The organism is Streptomyces sp. NPDC007088 (assembly GCF_042869355.1).
Classification (GTDB): domain Bacteria; phylum Actinomycetota; class Actinomycetes; order Streptomycetales; family Streptomycetaceae; genus Streptomyces.
The window spans coordinates 21,096-36,267 of sequence record NZ_JBIAFO010000013.1 but is presented as its reverse complement, the minus strand read 5'-3'; the positions used below and the strand labels follow the sequence as shown (position 1 = coordinate 36,267).

The window sequence follows — 15,172 nt, the reverse complement described above, 5'->3', positions numbered from 1 at the left end:
GCCGGGCGCGTCGCGGCGAAGTCCTTCAGCGGGCCGGGCGTCCCCGCAAGGTGTCCGGCCCCGGTCCCAGGGCGCCGGGGCCCGTGTCCGTCGTCGCTCCCGCCTCCGGGGCACCCGGGCCCGCGCTCCCCGCCTTCGGGCCCGGCTCCCAGCTCGACAGCAGTCGGAGCGCCTGCGCGGAGGCCGAGCCCGGCTCGGCGTGGAAGACCATCAGCGACTGCGCCGGATCGTCCGGCAGCCGCAGCCGCTCGAAGGACAGCGTGAGCGGGCCCACCAGCGGATGGTTCAGCGCCTTCTCGCCGAACCCCAGATCCCGCACCTCGTGCGCCGCCCACAGGCGGCGGAAGTCCTCGCTGCGCACCGACAGGTCCCCGACCAGCACCGACAGCTCCGGGTCGCCCACGCACTGCCCGGCGTACACCCGCAGCGCGCTCACCGTCTCGGCCGCCTTCGCCTCCCAGTCCGCGTACAGCGTCCGCATCGAGGGTTCCAGGAAGACGAGGCGCGCGTAGTTGCGCCGCTCCTCGGGCAGCGCGCCGAAACCGAACACCGCGCTCGCGAGCCGGTTCCAGCCGAGGATGTCCGTACGCCGGCCCATGACGTACGCCGGGACCCTCTCCATCGACTCCAGCAGCGTCCCGACGGCCGGGCGCAGGAGCTGGGGCCGCAACCGGCCCTTCTTCTTCGCGTGGGCCCCGGACCGGGTCAGGTGCAGCAGGTGCTCCCGTTCGGTGTCCGACAGCCGCAGCGCCCGCGCGATCGCGTCCAGGACCTCCGCCGACACGTTGCGGCCGTTGCCCTGCTCCAGCCGCGTGTAGTACGCCACGGACACCCCGGCGAGCTGCGCCAGCTCCTCCCGGCGCAGCCCCGGGACCCTGCGGTGCCGGCCCAGATCGGGCAGCCCCACGTCCTGCGGCTTGAGCCGGGCCCTGCGGCCGCGCAGGAACTCGCTCAGCTCCGCCTTCGGGTCCAGCGCGCCGCCGGGGCCGACGGAGGGGGAGGCGGGCGCGGACGCGGACGGAAGGCTGCTCATACCCCCAGTATGGCGAAGGCCGCGCGAACCCCGGGCCCGCGCCCGGACCGGCCCCTTCCCCGTTCCGGGCCGGGAACGTGTCCCCGCTGGTGGTACGCACGGCGGTCGTACGTACAAGGGGGGCCTGGGTGTCCGCGGGACGATCGGGCAGGGTGGAGGAGGAAGGGGACCGGCGCGATCCGCCGGCCCCGCCCCCGTCCTCTGACTACCTCTGGAGCATCCCAGGCATGACCAGCCCCACCGCCGTCCCCGCCTACGCCGCCCCCGCGCCCAAGGCCCCCCTGGAGCGCACCACCATCGCGCGCCGTCCGGTCGGCGAGCACGACGTCCTCATCGACATCAAGTACGCCGGCATCTGCCACTCCGACATCCATCAGGTGCAGGAGGGCTGGGGCACCGGCATCTTCCCGATGGTCCCCGGCCACGAGATCGCCGGAGTCGTCAGCGAGGTCGGCCCCGGTGTCACGAAGTACTCCGTGGGCGACCACGTCGGCGTCGGCTGCTTCGTCGACTCCTGCCGCGCGTGCGAGTACTGCGAGCAGGGCCTGGAGCAGTACTGCGTGAACGGCTCCACCGCCACGTACAACGGCCGCGACAAGAACGGCGACCCCACCTACGGCGGCTACTCCACGCACCTCGTCGTCGACGAGAACTACGCCGTGCGCATCCCCGAGGGCCTCGGCCTCGACGAGGCGGCCCCGCTGCTGTGCGCCGGGATCACCACGTACTCCCCGCTGCGGCACTGGAACGCGGGTCCCGGCAAGAAGGTCGCGGTGATCGGCCTCGGCGGGCTCGGGCACATGGCCGTCAAGATCGCGCACGCCATGGGCGCCGAGGTCACCGTCCTGAGCCAGTCGCTGCGCAAGAAGGACGACGGCCTGCGACTGGGCGCCGACCACTACTACGCCACCAGCGACGAGGCCACCTTCACGGAGCTGCGCGCCCGGTTCGACCTGATCGTCTCCACGGTCTCCGCCCCGCTCCCGATCGACGCGTACCTGAGGCTGCTCAAGGTCGACGGGGCCTTCGTCAACGTCGGCGCCCCCGAGGAGCCGAACTCCGTCAACATGTTCTCGCTCATCGCGGGCCGCAAGACCCTGGCCGGCTCCGCCATCGGCGGGATCGCCGAGACCCAGGAGATGCTGGACTTCTGCGCGGAGCACCGGATCGGCGCGGAGATCGAACTCATCGGCGCGCAGCAGATCAACGAGGCGTACGAGCGGGTCCAGTCCAGCGACGTCCGCTACCGCTTCGTCATCGACACGGCGACGATCTGAGCCACCGGCCACCGGCCACCGGCCACCGGCCACCGGCAGGGCGAGGGGCCCTTTACCCGCGAGGTAATCGACCCGCGCCGCGCCGCCCGGAAGGATTCGGGGTGCCCCCGCCACGCACGGCGGGGGCACCCCGAACCCGTTCCCCGTCCCTTCCGGGAGGCACCGCCATGACCGCGTACGCCCTGGCGCACCTGTACCCCGGCGAGCCGCACGCCGAGGTCGTCACGTACATCGAGCGCATCCAGGACACCCTGGACCCCTACCGGGGCCGTTTCCTCGTGCACGGCGCGGAGGTCGAGACGCTGGAGGGGGACTGGCCCGGCACCGTCGTGATCATCGCCTTCCCCGGCATGGAGCAGGCCCGCGCCTGGTACGGCTCCCCGGCCTACCGCGCGCTGCTCCCGCTGCGCACCCGTCACATGGACGGCGACACGATCCTCGTGCGGGGCGTGCCCGAGGGCTACGACCCGCGCGAGACGGCCCGGCGCGTCCGGGAGCGGACGGAGGCCGCCGCGCGCCCCTGACCGCCCTCCCGCCGGCTCAGGAGTCGCGGCCCCTGACCGGCCCCCTCCCCGCCGGCTCAGGACTCCAGCAGCTCCCGCGAAAGCTCCCACAGGCGCGTCGCGTTGACCGGGGACACGGCGTACGCGGCGACCCCGGTGAAGTCCTCCGGGCGGCGGTGCACGACGGGTGCCTCCTCGCCGTCCTCGAAGTAGCGGCCGCCCAGCCCCTCCAGGACCGGCGAGGTGGCCAGCAGCACGGAGGTCGCCGCGCCCTGCGCCACCGACTTCCGCCGCTCGGGCGGCGTCGTCAGCCGGTTGCCGACGTGCCGCTGGAGCCTGGTCGCGATGGCACCGGGGTTGAGGGAGTTCGCGAAGACGCCGTCCCCGGCCCAGCGGCGGCTCGCCTCGACGGCGAACAGGATGTTGGCGGTCTTCGACTGCCCGTAGGCCAGCCACGGGTCGTAGGGCCGGAACAGGAAGTGCGGATCGTCGAAGACGACGGGGGACAGCAGGTTCGCGTTCGAGGCGACCGACACGATCCGGGCCCCGTGCGCCGCCGCGAGCGCCCCGTGCAGCCCGGTCGCGAGCCCGAAGTGCCCGAGGTGGTTGGTCGCGAACTGCAACTCCCAGCCCTCCGCGGTGCGGGTCTCCGGGGACGCCATGACGCCCGCGTTGTTGACCAGCAGGTGCAGCGGCCCCGTCCAGGACTCGGCGAAGGCGCGTACCGAGGCCCGGTCGGCGAGGTCCAGCGGCGCGACCCGCACGGAACCGGCCGCGTCCTTCCCGAGCCCCCCGGTGATCGTGGCGGCCACCTTGTGCCCGGCCTCGGCATCACGCACGGCGAGCGTCACCTCGGCCCCCGCCGACGCGAGGACCCGGGCCGTCTCGGCCCCGATCCCGGAGGCGGCCCCGGTCACGACGGCCCGGCGCCCGCCCAGGCCGATCCCCTCGATCACGTCCTCGGCGGTCGAGGCGAAACCGAAGGGCGTGGTGAGCGGCGGGGCGGGGACGGGGAGAGGAAGCGTCGACGAGAACATCGGGAGAATCCGCCTTCCGGTGGCGCGGTGCGTGTGGGGGGGTCCAGAGGGGCGAGCGGGCGATACGGGCGAGGAGCACGTTATGCGAGGCGGGGGCCCGGCCCGCGCACCCACGACGGCCCGGCGCGCGGGTCCCGCCCGAAGCGGCCGCGTACCCGGCCGCGCACCCCTCCGGCGCGGTCCGCCGCCTCACCCGTCCCCCGTTCCCCGTTCCCCGCCAGGTTCCCCCGGCAGCCGCGCGCCGGCCAGTGCCCCGCCGGCCCTGGTAGTGGCGGGACCAGGACGAGCCGCCACCGAGGGGCCGCACGGGACAGGCGGCGGGAGTGCGCACGGACGGCAGCGAAAGGCACCGCTCACCGCGAAAGCGTCGCCGGGTTCCCGCCGTTCGCCTCGTAACCGGCCACGGCCAGGGCCCGGTAGACCGCGTACTCGGCCGCGGGGTCCTCGTTCGCCGTCCACGGGAGGGCGCCCACGTAGCCGTCGACGTGGACGATCTGCTCCATCGCCTCGCGCCAGCGCTGCGCCCGCACCAGGAACATCAGCAGGAGGTGGCGGACCAGGGGCAGGACCGGGTCGTCGGCGCGCGCCTGGTGGACGGCGAACAGGGCGCCCTCGATCGCGCGGGAGACGACGGCCGTGCCGTAGAAGTCGCGGACCATCGGGACCTCGGGCAGGTGCTCGTAGAGCGAGAACAGGGGGAGCGCGGCCAGCAGGGAGCCGCGCGGGGCGCGGGCGGCGGCGGCCTGCGCGAAGGAGTCGGCGAGGTCGGCGGAGCCGTGCCACTTCTCGCACCAGTACTGGAGCGCCGCCAGATGCGCGCCCATGTGGGCGGGGGCCCGGTCCAGGATCTTCAGCCAGATCTGCTCGAACTCCTCGTGCGCCACACCCAGACCCCGCGCGACCGTCAGCTCCGTGACGTACGGGACCGGGTCGCCCGGGGCGAGCAGCGCCGCCTGGCCGCTCGCGGTGCGCGCCTCCTCCAGGATGATCCGGAACTCGTCCGAGCCGGGCGCCGAGGTCCGCCACGCCTGCTGCACCAGGAACTCCGCGTGCACCGCGGCGCCTCCCGCGTCCTTCGGTGCCTCGGCGCGCCAGCGCCGCAGCCAGCCGCCGCCCTCCCCGGGCCGCCGGGCCAGCTCCAGCGAGGCCGCGCCCGCGAAGGACTGCACCCGCTGCCAGCGCGCCTCCCCGTGCTTGTCGGTGCCCGAGAGCAACTGCGCGGCCGCGCGCCACTCCTGGGTGTGCTGCACGACCTCCAGGACGTCCAGCAGGTCCTGGTCGGGTCCGGGCATACGTACGTCCAGGTCCTCCTGGAGGATGAACCCGTAGGCGGCGGGGTCCGCCGCGTCGGGGGAGCCCGGCAGCACCTGCCGGATGCCGCCGCCGGCGCCCCGCCGCAGCAGCGGCACGAGCACGGCGCCGATCAGGACGACACCCATCAGGACCCACAGAATCTCCATGCCTCCAAGCGAACCAGACGGCCACGCGTTCTGGCGAACCCCGGCCACCTCCCGCGGGGCACTACGCTCGGGGCTCATGACCGACAGGCACCCCGTCGACGCGTTCGACAACTTCGAGACCCTCGCGATCCACGCGGGCAACACCGCGGACCCCCTCACCGGCGCCGTCGTCCCGCCGATCTATCAGGTGTCGACGTACAAACAGGACGGCGTGGGCGGGCTGCGCGGCGGCTACGAGTACAGCCGCAGCGCCAACCCCACCCGCACCGCCCTGGAGGAGAACCTCGCGGCGCTGGAGGGCGGCCGGCGCGGCCTCGCCTTCGCCTCGGGGCTCGCGGCCGAGGACTGCCTGCTGCGCACCCTGCTCAGCCCCGGCGACCACGTCGTCATCCCCGACGACGCGTACGGCGGCACCTTCCGGCTGTTCGCGAAAGTGATCAGCCGCTGGGGCGTCGACTTCTCCGTCGCCGACACCTCCGACCCGCGGGCGGTGCGCGCCGCGCTCACGGACCGGACCAAGGCGATCTGGGTCGAGACGCCCTCCAACCCGCTGCTCGGCATCAGCGACATCACCGCGCTCGCCGAGGTCGCCCGGTCCGCCGGTATCCGCCTCGTCGTCGACAACACCTTCGCGAGCCCCTACCTCCAGCAGCCGCTCGCCCTCGGCGCCGACGTCGTCGTGCACTCCACGACCAAGTACATGGGCGGCCACTCCGACGTCGTCGGCGGCGCCCTCGTCACCTCCGACGAGGCGCTCGGCGAGGAACTCGCGTACCACCAGAACGCCATGGGCGCCGTCGCCGGCCCCTTCGACGCGTGGCTCGTACTGCGCGGCGTCAAGACCCTCGCCGTGCGCATGGACCGGCACAGCGAGAACGCCACCCGCGTCGCCGACATGCTCACCCGGCACCCCAAGGTGACCCGCGTGCTCTACCCCGGGCTGCCCGAGCACCCCGGCCACGAGACCGCCGCCAAGCAGATGCGGGCCTTCGGCGGCATGGTGTCCTTCCAGGTCGCGGGCGGCGAGGAGGCGGCCGTCGCGGTGTGCGACCGCGCCAGGCTGTTCACCCTCGGCGAGTCCCTGGGCGGCGTCGAGTCCCTGCTGGAGCACCCCGGCCGCATGACGCACGCCTCGGCCGCGGGCTCCCCGCTGGAGGTCCCCGCCGACCTCGTCCGGCTGTCCGTCGGCATCGAGTCCGCCGACGACCTGATCGCCGACCTGCGCGAGGCCCTCGGCTGAAGAGCCGGGACCTGAGGGGCCCGCGGGCCCCTCGGCAGTACGGACCTCACCAGTACTGAAGGGGTGGAGTCGTCACCGTCGGCGGCTCCACCCACGGCCTGGCCACCATCGCCCACACCGCGAAGACGGCCACCGCCACCCCCAGCGCGCACCAGCCCGCCCGGCGCAGCCGCCGCCGACGGCGCGCGATCCGCCGGCCGCGCCGCAGCGCCCGCCCGGCCAGCCCCGCGGGCACCGGCGGCGAGGCGACCGCCTCCAGCAGCGCCCGCGCCCGCGCCTCCTTGCGCTCCGGAAGGTTCACCCGCGCCCCCGCGCGCTCACGGGGCCACCGGCCCGGCGTGCCGGGCGCCGGGCGCCCGCCGCGGATGCAGCAGCGTGTGGACCGCCCCCGCGCACACCGCCTCGACCAGATCCTCGGGCAGCGCGAGGAGCGCCGCGATCTGCTCCGCCGCCACCCCCTCGTACAGGCGCAGGACGAGCACGAGCCTGGCCCGCGGCTCCAGCACGGACAGGGGGCCGCCGCGCGGGGCGCGCCGGCGCCAGGCGGAACGCGCGAAGCGCAGCGCCAGATCGCTGCGGGTGTGCTCGTACGGGTCCTCGCCCCCGCCCAGACGTCCCCACGCGGCGTACGTGCGCGCCAGGGACAGTTCGAGCAGCCGCCCGGCCAGCGGGGCGGCCTCGGGCGGCTCCGCCGTCAGCAGGGCCGCGGTGCGCAGCAGACGCGGCGCCGCACCGGCGACGTACGCCTCGAACTCGCGGTCCGCGCGCCGCCGTCGGACAGACCCACTTCCGCGCACCCTCGCCCCCCGCCCTCCGGAGACCCGACCGGATCTCATCAGAAGGCCAAGGCGGCGCCCCGTCAACCCCCGGGTGGCTTCAGGGGGTTCGTGGCCGCCGTCCGGCCGGGCGGGGGATCAGCGGGCCTGGTCCGGCCCCTGGCCGCTCTCGCCGGGACCCTCGCCGGACAGCGCCTCCGCGCGGCCCTCGCGGCTCGCCTGGCGCTGGAGCAGGGCCGTGTTGAACCGGGTGAGCAGGGCCGTGAACATCTCCCGCTCCTCGGGCGCCCAGCTGTCCGTCAGCTCGGCCATCAGCGCCCGGCGCGAGGCACGGACCTCCGCGAGGCGGGCCTGTCCGCGCGGGGACAGCTGGAGCACGACGGCCCGGCCGTCCTCGGGGTGCGAGGTCCGCTTGACCAGGCCGGTGTCCACGAGCGGGGCCACCTGCCGGGTCACCGTGGAGGAGTCGATGCCCATGCTGGCCGCGAGGGCCTTGACCCCCATGGGGCCTTCGTTGTCGAGACGGTTCAGCAGCAGGTACGCGGCCCGGTCCATCGAGTTGCGGACCTGGCCGATCCCGCCGAGGCGCGTCTGTTCCGCCCGCCGGGCGAAGACCGCCACGGCGTGCTGGAGGGTTTCGAGCAGACCGGAATCGCTCTCGGTCGTCATGTCCGGAGATGTGGGCATGGCCGGGGCTCACTTCATGCTTGGCTGGCTGGGTTGGGGGACAGCGTACGCGGCAACGACGCCATACGGACCGGGGGTGCGTAAACCAAGGGAAGGTCATTTTTTCCCCACACCTGCTTGACCCGGGGGCCCGCAGAAGGTATCCGGATTCATCCCGCACCTACCGCCGCGCGCATTCCGCGCCCGCCCGCCGCCGGGCGCTGGGACACTGGAGCGCATGAACTTCCGCACGGCCCGGTCGCTGCCCTCCGTGACCCTCGACGACGTACGAGGCGCGCAGAAGATGCTGGCCGGCGTCGCCAGAGTCACCGCGCTGGACAGCAGCCGCCACCTGTCCGGGCTGGTCGGCGCCCCCGTACTCCTCAAGTGCGAGAACCTCCAGCGCACCGGCTCCTTCAAACTGCGCGGCGCCTACGTACGGATCTCCGGGCTGCTCCCGGAGGAGCGGGCCGCCGGGGTCGTCGCCGCGAGCGCCGGCAACCACGCGCAGGGCGTCGCCCTCGCCTCCGCGCTGCTCGGCGTGCACGCGACCGTGTTCATGCCCTCCGGCGCCCCGCTGCCCAAGGTCGCCGCGACCCGCGAGTACGGCGCCGAGGTCCGCCTGCACGGAGAGGTCGTCGACGAGACCCTCGCCGCCGCCATCGAGTACGCCGAGGCCACCGGGGCCGTCTTCATCCACCCCTTCGACCACCCCGACGTCATCGCGGGACAGGGCACCGTCGGCCTGGAAATCCTCGACCAGTGCCCCGGCGTGCGCACCGTCCTCGTCGGCGTGGGCGGCGGCGGGCTCGCGGCCGGTGTCGGCGTCGCCGTCAAGGCGCTGCGGCCCGAGGTGCGGGTGATCGGCGTGCAGGCGGCCGGGGCGGCGCCCTATCCGCCCTCGCTGGCCGCCGGCCGGCCCGTCGCCGTGTCCGCGCCCAGCACCATGGCTGACGGTATCCGGGTCGGCCGCCCCGGCGACGTGCCCTTCGCCCTCGTCAAGGACGTCGTCGACGAGGTGCGCACGGTGACCGAGGCCGAACTCTCCCGCGCGCTGCTGCTGTGCCTGGAACGCGCCAAACTCGTCGTCGAACCCGCCGGGGCCGCCCCCGTCGCCGCGCTGCTCGCCGACCCGGCCGCCTTCGAGGGGCCCGTGGTCGCCGTCCTGTCCGGCGGCAACGTCGACCCGCTCCTGCTCCAGGGCGTCCTGCGGCACGGCATGGCCGCGACCGGCCGCTACCTGTCCCTGCGGCTGCGCCTGCCGGACCGGCCCGGCGCGCTCGCCGGACTGCTCGGCGTCCTGTCGGCGGCCGACGCGAACGTCCTCGACGTACGGCACGTCCGCACCGACGCCCGGCTGGCCCTGACCGAGGCCGAGGTCGAGGTGCACCTGGAGACCCAGGGCCCCGGACACCGCGCCGAGGTCGAGACGGCCCTGCGCACGGCCGGATACGGGGCGACGAGCACGCAGGACGCGCGGACGTCCGTGGAGCGGGACGTCTGAGGCACGAGAGGCACGAGAGGCACGAGGGGCACGAGGGGTACGAGGAGCACGGGGCTCCCGGAGCGCCCGGAGCGCCCGGAGCGCCCGGAGCGCGAGGAGCGCGGGGCCCCCGGAGTACGCGGCGCGCGGGGCGCCCGCAGCGCTCCGGGCGCCGGGCCGGGCGCCGCCCCACCGGCCGCCTCCCCCGACAGCGCGTTCCGGCGCGCGGGGCGGGGTACCCGACCCTAGGCTTTCGACTGTCCCGCGACGCGGGGCCGCGGCCGACCTAGGACGACTGGGGGAGCGAACATGCCCGGTGCCGTGCACGCCGAAGGACTCGTCAAGCACTTCGGCGAGGTCCGGGCCCTGGACGGGGTCGACCTCGACGTACCCGAGGGCAGCGTCCTCGGGGTCCTCGGCCCCAACGGGGCGGGGAAGACGACGGCGGTGCGCTGCCTGACGACGCTGCTGCGGCCCGACGCGGGCCGGGCGACCGTCGCCGGGATCGACGTCGTGGAACGCCCCAACGACGTACGCCGGGTCATCGGCCTGTCCGGGCAGTTCGCCGCCGTCGACGAGTACCTGACCGGCCGGGAGAACCTGGAAATGGTCGGCCGGCTCTATCAGGTCAGGGGGAAGGCGGCGAAGGCGCGCGCCGACGAGCTGCTGGAGCAGTTCCACCTCGCCGACGCGGCCGACCGCACGGCCCGCACGTACAGCGGCGGCATGCGGCGCCGCCTCGACCTCGCCGCCGCCCTCGTCGTCTCCCCGCCCGTGATGTTCATGGACGAACCCACGACCGGGCTCGACCCGCGCAACCGCCAGCAGCTGTGGGAGGTCATCCAGGACCTCGTGGCGGGCGGGACGACCCTCCTGCTCACCACGCAGTACCTGGAGGAGGCCGACCACCTCGCGCACGACATCGTCGTGATCGACCGGGGCCGGGTCATCGCCCGGGGCACCTCCGACGAGCTGAAGGCGCAGGTCGGCGGGGAGCGCGTCGAACTCGTCGTCCACGAGCGGGAGAACCTGACCTCGGCGGCCGAGGTACTGCGCGGCTTCGCGCGCGGTGAGCCGGCCGTCTCCGAGCACACCCGCGGGCTCACCGTCCCCGTCGAGGGCGGGGCCCGGCTGCTCGCCGAGGTCATCAGGGCGCTGGACTCCCGGGGCATCGAGATCGACGACATCGGGCTGCGCCGCCCCACCCTCGACGACGTGTTCATCACCCTCACGGGCCACGCGGCCCAGGAGGCCGAGGACGCGGCGAACGGCGGGAGACCGGACGGTACGCGGAACCGGGACGCTCCGGACGCGGACGCCCCGGAGACGGGGGCGGGCGGGGCCTCGGGCGAGCCGGGGACGGAAGCGGGCGGGGCCTCGGGCGGTCGCGGTCACGCGCCGGACGGCGAGGGCGGCGGCAGTACGCGGGACGACCGGTCGGGCCGTCCGCGAAACGGCGAAGGCCACGGCGAGGAGACGGTGCGATGAGCGCGCAGACCAGCAGCCCGCTGCGGAACGGCCCGCCGGTACCCGCCTCCGGCGGCGGCCTCGGGCAGTCCCTCCACGACACCTGGGTCATTTGCAAGCGCAATCTGATCCGCATGGTGCGCATCCCCGAGGTCCTGGTGTTCGGCCTCGTCCAGCCGGTCATGTTCGTCGTGCTGTTCAGCTACGTGTTCGGCGGTTCCATCGCGCTGCCGGGCGCCGGACTGAGCGCCGCCGCCTACCGCGAGTACCTGATGGCGGGGATCTTCGCGCAGACCGTGACCTTCGCGACCGCCGGGGCCAGCGCCGGACTCGCCGAGGACATGCAGAAGGGCCTGGTCGACCGGTTCCGCTCGCTGCCGATGAGCCGGGGCGCCGTCCTGAGCGGCCGCACCCTCGCCGACTCGGCGCAGACCGCGCTGATCCTCGTCGTCCTCGCGGGCGTCGCCCTCATCGTCGGCTGGCGCACCCACGAGAACTTCGGGAAGGTCCTCGCCGGCTTCGGGCTGCTGCTCCTGCTCGGCTACGCCTTCTCCTGGATCGGCGCGCTCATCGGCCTCCTCGTGCGCACCCCGGAGGCCGCGACCTCGGGGGGCCTCGTGTGGCTGTTCCCCCTGACCTTCGTGTCGACGGCCTTCGTGCCCTCGCAGAACATGCCGGCGGTCCTCGGGCACATCGCCGAGTGGAACCCGTTCAGCGCGACCGTGCAGGCGTGCCGGGACCTGTTCGGCAACGCCCTGCCCGGCGGCGCGCCCTCCGGCGCCTGGCCGATGCAGCACCCGGTGTGGGCCTCACTGATCTACTCGGTCCTCATCGTCCTGGTGTTCCGCACCCTCGCCGTACGCCGCTACCGCAAGGCCACGAGCTGAGCCGCCCGGCGCCCGCCGCGCCGGGAACGCCGACAGGGGCCGCCCGCCGCCGGTGAACGGCGTGCCGGACGGCCCCCCGGGGAGACCTGCGGGTGGATCAGCCCACGTACGGCTTCGCGGCGAGGATCGTCACCGAGGCGGTCTTGCCGTTGGGCAGCTCGTACTCCGCTACGTCACCGACCTTCTTGCCGTTGACGCCCGTGCCCAGCGGGGACTGCGGGGAGTAGGTCTCGATGTCGCTGCTCGCGTACTCGCGGGAAGCCATCAGGAAGGTGACCGTGTCGTCCTCGTCGCCGTCGAAGGCGATCGTGACGACCATGCCCGGCTCCACCACACCGTCGTCCGCGGGGGCCTCGCCCACCTTGGCGTGGTCGAGGAGCTGTGTGAGCTGGCGAATCCGGAGCTCCTGCTTGCCCTGCTCCTCCTTGGCCGCGTGGTACCCGCCGTTCTCGCGCAGGTCCCCCTCCTCGCGCGCCGCCTCGATCTTCTTGGCGATCTCGATGCGCGCGGGACCAGACAGATCCTCCAGCTCGCTCTTCAGCTGGTTGTACGCCTCCTGGGTCAGCCAGGTGACGTTGTCGCTGGTCTGGGTCACAGGTGCTCCTCGTAGGTACTCGGAATACAAAGCAACGCCCTACCAGAAGAATGGTCCCTCTTCGGTGGGCGAAACCACGAGCCTAACAATTCCGGCGTCCCAGGGGGAGCACATAAGCCGTGGCAGATTCGTCGGCGCTGGTCGCGGGCGCGGGGCACGGGGGCACCGGGGCCCCGGGCGGCACGCGTAGCGGGTGGCTCAGACGGTGTGAGCGGGCCGCTGTGCCGGTGGGGGCCGGCCGCCGTGCCGGTGTGAACCGGGGCCCCTCAACCGGTGCGCCGGGCCCCTCACCCGGTGGAAGCCGGTCCGCTCACCCGGTGTGGCAGCCGACCAGTTCCGCGTTGGTGCCGCGCGCCGTCGTCCGCAGCGTGACGACCTTGTCGACGCGGCCCCGGTCCTGGTCGAAGCGGAAGTCGGCCCGGCCCACCTCGGCGCCGTCCTCCGACTGGGAGCGCATCGTGCAGTAGCCCTTGACGCCGTCGTCCTTGCGGACCTCCAGGTGGACCTGCACCTCGTGGTCGGTGACCACCTGGAACTTGATCACCTCGGCGCTGATGTCCTGACCGGCGATGTAGCTGTAGCCGAACCAGCCCACCAGGACCAGCAGCACCACGCCGAGCACAGAACCGACGATCGTCAGCCTGCGGTCCGCGTTCCGTTCGGCGCTGCGGCCGTAACGACCTTCGGGGCGAACCGCCGTCATGATCGTTCCCTTCGGAGTCACGCGCTACGGGGGAGTTCCGCGCGGTACCGGCAGTTCCGCGCCGCCCGGAGTTCCGCGCTGCGCGGAAGCCGGAATTTTCCCGCCCCCGGTTCGGTCACTATAGAAGCCTCCGTCCGGCCGTCCGATCCCGCCCCACGACCCCGTCCCCGTCCCCCGAGGTCCCGGCCGTCCGACGGACGCTGCGTCCGCGCAGTGACAGACGAAGCATCGCGCTCACGCGACGAAGAGACGAATCACCGAGGAACGAGCCTTGACTGAACAGCTGCGCCTGATGGCCGTCCACGCCCACCCCGACGACGAGTCGAGCAAGGGCGCGGCCACGATGGCCAAGTACGTGTCCGAGGGGGTGGACGTGCTGGTCGTCACCTGCACCGGGGGCGAGCGGGGCTCCATCCTCAACCCCAAGCTCCAGGGCGACTCCTACATCGAGGAGAACATCCACGAGGTCCGCAGGAAGGAGATGGACGAGGCCCGCGAGATCCTCGGCGTCCAGCAGACCTGGCTCGGCTACGTCGACTCCGGGCTCCCCGAGGGAGACCCGCTGCCGCCGCTGCCGCAGGGCTGCTTCGCCCTCCAGGACGTCGACGAGGCCGCCGGCCGGCTCGTGCGCTCCATCCGCTCCTTCCGCCCGCAGGTGATCACCACCTACGACGAGAACGGCGGCTACCCGCACCCCGACCACATCATGACCCACAAGATCTCCATGGTGGCCTTCGAGGGCGCGGCCGACGCCGCGCGCTACCCGGAGGACGAGTTCGGCCCCGTGTGGCAGCCCGCGAAGCTCTACTACAACCAGGGCTTCAACCGTCCCCGCACCGAGGCCCTGCACGAGGCGCTGCTGGCCCGCGGCCTGGAGTCGCCCTACGGCGACTGGCTCAAGCGCTGGGAGGAGTCCGGGCACGTCGAGCGGACGCTGACCACGCACGTTCCCTGCGCCGACTTCTTCGAGGTACGGGACAAGGCGCTCATCGCGCACGCCACCCAGATCGACCCGGACGGCGGCTGGTTCCGCATCCCGATGGAGATCCAGAAGGAGATCTGGCCCACCGAGGAGTACGAACTCGCGAAGTCTCTGGTCGAAACCTCCCTCCCCGAGGACGACCTGTTTGCGGGCATCCGCGACAATGGCTGAATGAGCGTAAGCGCGAGCGCAGGCCAGGCCATGATCCATCTCCTCCCTCTCGCCGAAGTCGACGACGACAAGGTGACGCCCGGAATCCTCGGGTTCGTCGTCTTCGCCGTGATGGCGGTGGCCGTGTGGGGGCTGATGAAGTCCATGAACCGCCACATGCGCCGGGTCGAATTCAAGGAACAGGACGCGCCCCAGGACGGGACGAGCCCCGCCCCGACGACGCCGGAACAGCGGAAGGCGTCCGCCGGCCGCACGAAGTAGCGCGGAGCGGAACACGACGGGCTCCCGGCGGTACGCGTACCGCCGGGAGCGGTGCGGGAGCGGGGCGCCCTGGTGCCGTCCTGGTGCCGTCCTGGTGCTCGTCCGGCTGTCGGCTGTGCGTCGGACGGCCGCGTGTCCGTCGGCTGTGCGTCGGACGGACGGCCGCGCGTCCGCAGCTGTGCGTTCCGACGGCCGCGTGTCCGTCGTTGTGCGACGGACGGACGGCCGCGTGTCCGTCGTTGTCCGGTGTCTGGCCTCCCGGACCGTCACGCCGGTCACCTCGCGGGCGTGGCGGCCCGGGACCCTGCCGAGCCGCCGCGCCCGCCACCCTCCCCGCCCCGGCCGAGGCGGCGCGCCGTCAGCGGCCGACAGCGGCCGGTAGCCCCCGACGTACCCCGTCAGCGCCCCGTCCCGAGCCGGACGCGGCCCGGCCGCGAGCGCGCCCCGCGTCTGTCCCTCCTCCGCGACGGCCGCGCCCACCCGCCCGGAACGCGTACGGCGGCACCGTCGCCCGCGGGGATTGCGCCCGTCTCCGCCGCGTCGGCCCCCTCCACCAGCCGGGCCCGCGGACTGGGCCGCGCCCGCGCCTCACCCCGTCGGCCCTCCCGCGTCCCGCCGTACGGCTCCAGCG

General features: G+C 73.8%; 16 protein-coding genes. 8 read left to right on the top strand and 8 right to left on the bottom strand.

Going from position 1 to position 15,172, the window contains the following annotated elements:
* Nucleotides 1–25: 25 nt before the first annotated feature.
* A complete protein-coding gene (locus ACFYMP_RS21205) occupies nt 26–1,033 on the bottom strand; it encodes a helix-turn-helix domain-containing protein (RefSeq protein ID WP_388859749.1) in 1,008 nt (335 codons plus the stop codon).
* A 227-nt stretch (nt 1,034–1,260) separates the two neighbouring features.
* Here ACFYMP_RS21205 and ACFYMP_RS21200 point away from each other — a divergent pair, with 227 nt between their 5' ends.
* Both ACFYMP_RS21200 and ACFYMP_RS21195 read left to right on the top strand, forming a co-directional pair.
* A complete protein-coding gene (locus ACFYMP_RS21200) occupies nt 1,261–2,310 on the top strand; it encodes an NAD(P)-dependent alcohol dehydrogenase (RefSeq protein WP_388859746.1) in 1,050 nt (349 codons plus the stop codon).
* Between the two features lie 167 nt (nt 2,311–2,477).
* Nucleotides 2,478–2,834 (top strand): DUF1330 domain-containing protein, encoded by a 357-nt coding sequence (locus tag ACFYMP_RS21195; RefSeq protein ID WP_388859743.1) that lies wholly within the window; start codon nt 2,478–2,480, stop codon nt 2,832–2,834.
* Between the two features lie 56 nt (nt 2,835–2,890).
* Here ACFYMP_RS21195 and ACFYMP_RS21190 read toward each other — a convergent pair whose 3' ends face one another.
* Both ACFYMP_RS21190 and ACFYMP_RS21185 read right to left on the bottom strand, forming a co-directional pair.
* Nucleotides 2,891–3,850 carry an SDR family NAD(P)-dependent oxidoreductase gene (locus tag ACFYMP_RS21190; RefSeq protein WP_388859740.1) on the bottom strand — a complete coding sequence of 320 codons (960 nt, stop codon included), beginning with the start codon at nt 3,848–3,850 and terminating at the stop codon, nt 2,891–2,893.
* 353 nt (nt 3,851–4,203) lie between these two features.
* The gene (locus ACFYMP_RS21185) at nt 4,204–5,310 is read right to left on the bottom strand and encodes a hypothetical protein (protein WP_388859737.1); all 1,107 of its coding nucleotides are present in this window, start codon (nt 5,308–5,310) and stop codon (nt 4,204–4,206) included.
* 76 nt (nt 5,311–5,386) lie between these two features.
* On the opposite strand from ACFYMP_RS21185, the gene ACFYMP_RS21180 reads away from it, so the two are divergent.
* Nucleotides 5,387–6,550, top strand: coding sequence for a cystathionine gamma-synthase (locus ACFYMP_RS21180; RefSeq protein WP_388859734.1), 1,164 nt, complete (start codon nt 5,387–5,389; stop codon nt 6,548–6,550).
* A 46-nt stretch (nt 6,551–6,596) separates the two neighbouring features.
* Here the strand turns inward: ACFYMP_RS21180 and ACFYMP_RS21175 are convergent, their stop codons facing one another.
* From ACFYMP_RS21175 to ACFYMP_RS21165, 3 genes are all read right to left on the bottom strand, one after another.
* Complete coding sequence (locus tag ACFYMP_RS21175; protein ID WP_388859731.1) at nt 6,597–6,851, bottom strand: hypothetical protein; 255 nt, start codon at nt 6,849–6,851, stop codon at nt 6,597–6,599.
* Nucleotides 6,852–6,867: 16 nt separating this feature from the next.
* Nucleotides 6,868–7,347 carry an RNA polymerase subunit sigma-70 gene (locus tag ACFYMP_RS21170; RefSeq protein ID WP_388859728.1) on the bottom strand — a complete coding sequence of 160 codons (480 nt, stop codon included), beginning with the start codon at nt 7,345–7,347 and terminating at the stop codon, nt 6,868–6,870.
* Between the two features lie 117 nt (nt 7,348–7,464).
* Nucleotides 7,465–8,013 carry a MarR family winged helix-turn-helix transcriptional regulator gene (locus tag ACFYMP_RS21165; protein ID WP_388859725.1) on the bottom strand — a complete coding sequence of 183 codons (549 nt, stop codon included), beginning with the start codon at nt 8,011–8,013 and terminating at the stop codon, nt 7,465–7,467.
* 217 nt (nt 8,014–8,230) lie between these two features.
* Between ACFYMP_RS21165 and ilvA the strand changes: the two genes are divergently transcribed.
* The 3 genes from ilvA (at nt 8,231) to ACFYMP_RS21150 (ending at nt 11,829) form a co-directional block, all read left to right on the top strand.
* Complete coding sequence (gene ilvA / locus ACFYMP_RS21160) at nt 8,231–9,496, top strand: threonine ammonia-lyase (RefSeq protein ID WP_388859722.1); 1,266 nt, start codon at nt 8,231–8,233, stop codon at nt 9,494–9,496.
* A gap of 288 nt (nt 9,497–9,784) precedes the next feature.
* On the top strand, nt 9,785–10,963 hold the full coding sequence (locus ACFYMP_RS21155) for an ATP-binding cassette domain-containing protein (protein WP_388859719.1): 1,179 nt from the start codon (nt 9,785–9,787) through the stop codon (nt 10,961–10,963).
* Entirely contained in the window at nt 10,960–11,829 is an 870-nt protein-coding gene (locus ACFYMP_RS21150; RefSeq protein WP_388859716.1) for an ABC transporter permease, read from the top strand. The genes ACFYMP_RS21155 and ACFYMP_RS21150 overlap by 4 nt, the downstream gene beginning before the upstream one ends.
* A gap of 97 nt (nt 11,830–11,926) precedes the next feature.
* Here the strand turns inward: ACFYMP_RS21150 and greA are convergent, their stop codons facing one another.
* Together greA and ACFYMP_RS21140 are read right to left on the bottom strand one after the other, a co-directional pair.
* Nucleotides 11,927–12,424: a transcription elongation factor GreA gene (greA, locus tag ACFYMP_RS21145; protein WP_388859713.1), complete on the bottom strand. Its 498-nt coding sequence runs from the start codon at nt 12,422–12,424 to the stop codon at nt 11,927–11,929.
* A 310-nt stretch (nt 12,425–12,734) separates the two neighbouring features.
* Nucleotides 12,735–13,127 (bottom strand): DUF4307 domain-containing protein, encoded by a 393-nt coding sequence (locus ACFYMP_RS21140; protein WP_388859710.1) that lies wholly within the window; start codon nt 13,125–13,127, stop codon nt 12,735–12,737.
* 271 nt (nt 13,128–13,398) lie between these two features.
* Here ACFYMP_RS21140 and mca point away from each other — a divergent pair, with 271 nt between their 5' ends.
* Entirely contained in the window at nt 13,399–14,280 is an 882-nt protein-coding gene (mca, locus tag ACFYMP_RS21135; RefSeq protein WP_388859706.1) for a mycothiol conjugate amidase Mca, read from the top strand.
* Nucleotides 14,281–14,541 carry a hypothetical protein gene (locus tag ACFYMP_RS21130; protein ID WP_388859703.1) on the top strand — a complete coding sequence of 87 codons (261 nt, stop codon included), beginning with the start codon at nt 14,281–14,283 and terminating at the stop codon, nt 14,539–14,541.
* Nucleotides 14,542–15,172 lie beyond the last annotated feature (631 nt).

Coding starts and splice junctions, on each gene's coding strand:
- ACFYMP_RS21205 (WP_388859749.1), bottom strand. CDS start 1,033: ATGAGCAGCCTTCCGTCCGCGTCCGCGCCCGCCTCCCCCTCCGTCGGC.
- ACFYMP_RS21140 (WP_388859710.1), bottom strand. CDS start 13,127: ATGACGGCGGTTCGCCCCGAAGGTCGTTACGGCCGCAGCGCCGAACGG.
- ACFYMP_RS21185 (WP_388859737.1), bottom strand. CDS start 5,310: ATGGAGATTCTGTGGGTCCTGATGGGTGTCGTCCTGATCGGCGCCGTG.
- ACFYMP_RS21180 (WP_388859734.1), top strand. CDS start 5,387: ATGACCGACAGGCACCCCGTCGACGCGTTCGACAACTTCGAGACCCTC.
- ACFYMP_RS21150 (WP_388859716.1), top strand. CDS start 10,960: ATGAGCGCGCAGACCAGCAGCCCGCTGCGGAACGGCCCGCCGGTACCC.
- ACFYMP_RS21130 (WP_388859703.1), top strand. CDS start 14,281: ATGAGCGTAAGCGCGAGCGCAGGCCAGGCCATGATCCATCTCCTCCCT.
- ACFYMP_RS21200 (WP_388859746.1), top strand. CDS start 1,261: ATGACCAGCCCCACCGCCGTCCCCGCCTACGCCGCCCCCGCGCCCAAG.
- ACFYMP_RS21155 (WP_388859719.1), top strand. CDS start 9,785: ATGCCCGGTGCCGTGCACGCCGAAGGACTCGTCAAGCACTTCGGCGAG.
- ilvA (WP_388859722.1), top strand. CDS start 8,231: ATGAACTTCCGCACGGCCCGGTCGCTGCCCTCCGTGACCCTCGACGAC.
- ACFYMP_RS21165 (WP_388859725.1), bottom strand. CDS start 8,013: ATGCCCACATCTCCGGACATGACGACCGAGAGCGATTCCGGTCTGCTC.
- ACFYMP_RS21195 (WP_388859743.1), top strand. CDS start 2,478: ATGACCGCGTACGCCCTGGCGCACCTGTACCCCGGCGAGCCGCACGCC.
- ACFYMP_RS21190 (WP_388859740.1), bottom strand. CDS start 3,850: ATGTTCTCGTCGACGCTTCCTCTCCCCGTCCCCGCCCCGCCGCTCACC.